The sequence below is a fragment of the Streptomyces torulosus genome (assembly GCF_001419765.1).
Classification (GTDB): Bacteria; Actinomycetota; Actinomycetes; order Streptomycetales; family Streptomycetaceae; genus Streptomyces; species Streptomyces torulosus.
Genome location: NZ_LIRK01000835.1, coordinates 1 through 4,372 on the forward strand (window position 1 = coordinate 1; position 4,372 = coordinate 4,372).

Here is a 4,372-nt window from a genome sequence, read left to right on the forward strand (position 1 = left end):
AGATGTGTATAAGGGACGGGGCTTTCGGGTGGTACCGGTTCCAGATGGGGCCCGTTCCAGGTGAGGCCCGAGGTCGCTGTCGGCCCTCGGCGTTCAGGCGGAGGGGCGGCATGTGGTGGCTGGCCGCGCGTCGCAGAGAGCCCCGAGCAATACCGTCCACCTGTCATGCCGGTCGGAAACAGTCGGCCTCAGCTCGCGGTCTCCTGGCTTGCCTCCGGCTCAGGCCCAGCCCGACCCGGCCCGCAGTCCGCCCACCTTGCCCAAGGTCGCCCCACGGTGCCTCGGCCAGCGCCCGGCCAAGCCCGCACCCGTCCAGCCCGAGCCGCCTCGGCCCGTGCGAGGGCAGAGGCAGCGCGGGAGACTGTGAACCGGGAGCGGTCGTGTCCGTGCTCAGTCGCGGCGGATCAGTTCCGGGTCGATGCGCCGTCCGACGAGCGGGAGCGTTCCGAGGACGGACAGGGCCGCCACGCCGGCCGCCGCGAGGGCGAGCACCGGGAGTCCGGCGAAGTCCCAGTAGATCTCACTGCCTCCGGTGATCAGATAGGAGGCCTCGGCAAGCTTGCCCGTCACGAGCGCCAGCGCGAGCCCGATGCTCAGGGGGAGCACCACCTGGACACACTGCACGGTCCGCATCGTGCGGGCGCGTGCGCCGATCAGCGTGATCGCGGTGACCTGGGCGCGCCGCTCCACCGCCCGGTCGGTCGCCGAGACGACGAAGGCCGCGGTGCCGATGACCAGGCCCATGATCATGCCGACGCCGAGCAGTGTTTCGAGGACGGCAATCTGCTGGAGGCCCTCGATGTTCACTCCCACGGGGTTGATCTCGGCGGTCGGGGTGACGGCGGCGATGCCGTCGAGAACCCGGCGGACCTGGTCGCGGTCGGAACTGCTGGTGAGGATGTACTCCGCCGCCTCCGGACGGGCGGAGGCGGCCAACGCCGACGGCGGTATGAGCACCTCGGCTCCGCCCACCCCGGAGGGGTCGTACCCGTTGTAGGAGATCTCGTCCTTCGGAAGGGTGATGCTCAGGCTCTTGCCCTGACCGCCTTCCGGCACACGGAAGACAAGGGTGTCACCCGGGCGCGCGCCCTGGCCTGTGCCCGAGTTCGGATCACTGAGCCGCATCACCTTGCCGTCGACACAGCCCTCGGAGCGCTGTACCAGCTTGGTGAACTGATCACAAGTGGCGACGACGGCGCTCGCGTAGGGCTGGTCGGCGGGACCGTCGGGGTCGCTCCAGGAGCTCATCGTCACCGCGTGCGCGCGAACCCCCCGCACCTCGGCGAGCCTGCGCTGCTGGTCCGTGGTGAGGGTGGCGAGCGGGATGGCGTAGTCCTGCACGGGCGCCGACGGCCGGGAGACCTGCTCCAACTGGATCAGGACGCCTTGGGCCAGGGAAGCGGAGAAGACGAGCAGCACGAGCCCGGTGACGACCCGCATGGTGCTACCCGGCTCGACCTCGTTGCGGCGCATCGCCAGGTTCAGGGTGAGAGACTGGGTGGTTCGCGCCAGCCGGCGGGCGAGGGCGAAGGACAACAGGGGCAGCGTCAGCACCAGCCCCAGGCCCGTCAGCAGGATGCCCGCCGGGATCAGGATCGTGTTCGGGCCGACGCTGTTGGCGGGTTGGCCGGTGAAGCCCGTGGCGCAGTAGCCGGCGACGATGCCGAGACCCGTCACCAGCAACAGGGCACCCCACTTGGTGGGACGCTTGGGCGCGGCGGTGCGGCGCACGGCCAGCGGATTGGCGGCGGCGTCGCGTGCGCTGGCCCGGCCGACGAACCAGGCGAGGAGCGGTGCGCCGATCAAACAGACGGCGACGGTCGTCACGGACAGCGCGCCGTCGGCCGGGTACCACCGCAGGCTGGGCAGACCGGTCCGGGTCATCACCTGGTTGAGGATCCAGTACTCACCGAGGCCGAGAAGCGCGCCGAGCAGGGCCGCGACGACGGTCTCGGCGGCGTTGACCCGCTGCGTGCCCTTGGTGCTCAGGCCCAGCAGTCGCAGCGAGGCGAGGCGGCGGTTCCGGCTGGCGGCGGAGAGCCGGGCGCAGACGGAGAGGAAGATGCCGAGGGGGAGCAGGACGAGGGATCCCAGGGCGAAGCGGATGTAGGTGAGGGTCGAGGGTTCCACGGCGGGGAAGGGCGCGTAGCTGTATCCCCAGCCCTTCAGCGCACGGCCCTCGTCGGCGATCTTGTCGCGGGGCGTGCCGATGTAGGCGAACAGTTCGTCGGGGTGGGCGAGCCCGGTCGCGCCGATCAGGCCCTTCTCGTCACCGGGCAGGAGCGACGCGATCGCGGGCCGGTCACGGAGCAGGTCGTGTGCGCGAGGGGAGAGGAACACCTCGCCCGGGGCCGGGAGTCGCTTCAGTCCCGGCGGGGCCGCGTCGGCACCCTTGGTTCCCTTGGCGATGAACACCCGGGTGAACGGCCTGGACCCGTAGGGGTCGGTGCGCTGGAGGACCAGCGTGGACTGCGCGGACCTGGCGGAAGCGGACTTCGGCTCCCTCGCGGCGGCCCTGCCGTCGTGTGCGTCGAGGATCTGCGGGATGGTGAGCACGAGGGCCAGGCAGCAGACACCGAGCGAACCTCCGCCCGCCATGAGGAAGAAACGGACGCGGTTGCCGCGACCGGCGCCGAACAGCAGGCGCAGGCCGAGCAGGAACTCCCTCACGCCGCCCTCCCGGGGGTGAGGACTCCGTCGGCCATCGTGTAGTGGCTGTCGGCCTGCGCCGCGACGGCGGGGTCGTGGGTGACCAGGATGACGGCGGTGCCCTGGGAACGTGCCAGATCGAGGAACTCCTTCAGCACGGCAGATGCGTTGGCACTGTCGAGGGATCCGGTCGGCTCGTCGGCGAACACGACGGCCGGGCGGTGCACCAGGGCCCGTGCGACGGCCACACGCTGGCTCTGGCCGCCCGACACCTGCGACGGGCGGCGCTCGCGCAGATCGCCGAGACCCAGCCGGGCGAGGACCTCGCCGGCGGCCACGAGCGCGGGCCGCTTGCGCTGCCCGGCCAGGCGCAGCGGAAGGGCGGTGTTCTCCTCGATGGTCAGCTCGGGGAGCAGTTCGCCGTACTGAAAGACGAAGCCGAAGCGTTCCCGGCGCAGCGTGCTGACCTCGTCGTCGGTGAGATCCCCGAGCGACCGGCCTTCGAACCGCACGTGCCCACGCGCCGGAGGCAGCACTCCCGCGAGGCAGTACAGCAGCGAAGACTTCCCCGAACCGCTCTGGCCGGTGATAGCCGCGACCTCGCCTCGGGAGATCGAGAGGTGGGCGTCGCTGACAGCCAGTTGCGTGCCGTAGGAGAGGTCAACACCCGTGGCGGAAAGGACTTCTGACGTACTGATGGCTTCCCCCAAAGAAGCGACCGGACCCGGGGGTCACCCCGGGCCCGGTACTTGGCGTTGCAGCTACTGCTTACCGCTGGTAGTGCTTGGTCGTCGAGCAGTTGTCGGGGTTCAGGGAACCCTTGTCCCGGCAGACGCGGATGTACGCGTCGTCGGTGTACCGCTGCGGGGCCGCCCAGTTGAGGTAGTTCAGGGGCACGGTCTTCTTCTGCTTGCCGTCGTAGCGGCTCCAGCCGTAGCCCTCGACCTTGACCTGCATGTACACGTTGTGGTCGTCATCGTGGTCGGTGTCCTGGAGTTGGCCCTTCCACTCGAAGGCGCCGTGGTTCGTGCCCGCGGGGTGCCACTTGTACTCGCCGTGGTGGAACTTCGCACCACCGGTCGAAAGCGCCGGAATATCCTGCCACGAGGCGGCGAACGCCGTCCCTGCCCCCATGGCGAAGAGTCCCGCCGCAAGGGCACCGACTGCCAACTTGCGCATATTTCCTCCCGTTTGAGTTCTTCTGCACGGCTCTGGAGGTCAGGCCAGAGCGGCGCTGAAAGTTAACATCCAGCAACAAGGGGATTCGGGCGATGAGTTCGACCCTGCCCCATCTGCTCGGCCTTCCGGCGGCGACCCATTACCGAAACTTTGACGCTTTACGCGGACATGACATTACGCAGAGTGGCAACTCGACTCGCGACAGTCACCACCGCGCCGTACGTTGGGAGAGAAGCCATCACCTCACCCCTCACCGAGGAGGAACCATGGTCGCCAAGGACAAGGGCAACATGGACAAGATCAAGGGCAAGGCCAAGGAGATGACCGGCAAGGTCACCGGCGACCGCGAGCAGCAGGTCGAGGGCAAGATGCAGCAGGCTCGCGGCGAGGCGAAGAAGCTCAAGGGCAAGGCCCAGGAGCGCGTCCAGGGCACGCGTCGCACGGCCCCCAAGGACGAGCGCGTCTGAACGGCGCCGACCGCGCGCGCTCGGCGCACGCCGAGCTGAGCCGGTGAAAGGGGCCCCGCGGCCGCGGGGCCCCTTTC

The 4,372-nt window shown here is 69.6% G+C and carries 4 protein-coding genes; 1 reads left to right on the top strand and 3 read right to left on the bottom strand.

What is annotated here, in order from left to right:
* Positions 1-390: 390 nt before the first annotated feature.
* Genes AOK23_RS40965 through AOK23_RS51085 form a run of 3 tightly spaced genes read right to left on the bottom strand, consistent with a single transcriptional unit; the run spans position 391 to position 3,828 of the window.
* Positions 391-2,670 carry an FtsX-like permease family protein gene (locus tag AOK23_RS40965; RefSeq protein WP_055717487.1) on the bottom strand — a complete coding sequence of 760 codons (2,280 nt, stop codon included), beginning with the start codon at positions 2,668-2,670 and terminating at the stop codon, positions 391-393.
* The gene (locus AOK23_RS40970) at positions 2,667-3,359 is read right to left on the bottom strand and encodes an ABC transporter ATP-binding protein (RefSeq protein ID WP_240496802.1); all 693 of its coding nucleotides are present in this window, start codon (positions 3,357-3,359) and stop codon (positions 2,667-2,669) included. The genes AOK23_RS40965 and AOK23_RS40970 overlap by 4 nt, the downstream gene beginning before the upstream one ends.
* Before the next feature lie 58 nt (positions 3,360-3,417).
* Positions 3,418-3,828 (bottom strand): hypothetical protein, encoded by a 411-nt coding sequence (locus AOK23_RS51085; RefSeq protein WP_055717488.1) that lies wholly within the window; start codon positions 3,826-3,828, stop codon positions 3,418-3,420.
* Positions 3,829-4,094: 266 nt separating this feature from the next.
* Between AOK23_RS51085 and AOK23_RS40980 the strand changes: the two genes are divergently transcribed.
* Positions 4,095-4,295 carry a CsbD family protein gene (locus tag AOK23_RS40980; RefSeq protein WP_055717489.1) on the top strand — a complete coding sequence of 67 codons (201 nt, stop codon included), beginning with the start codon at positions 4,095-4,097 and terminating at the stop codon, positions 4,293-4,295.
* The last annotated feature ends 77 nt before the right edge of the window (positions 4,296-4,372 follow it).

Coding starts and splice junctions, on each gene's coding strand:
- AOK23_RS40980 (WP_055717489.1), top strand. CDS start 4,095: ATGGTCGCCAAGGACAAGGGCAACATGGACAAGATCAAGGGCAAGGCC.
- AOK23_RS51085 (WP_055717488.1), bottom strand. CDS start 3,828: ATGCGCAAGTTGGCAGTCGGTGCCCTTGCGGCGGGACTCTTCGCCATG.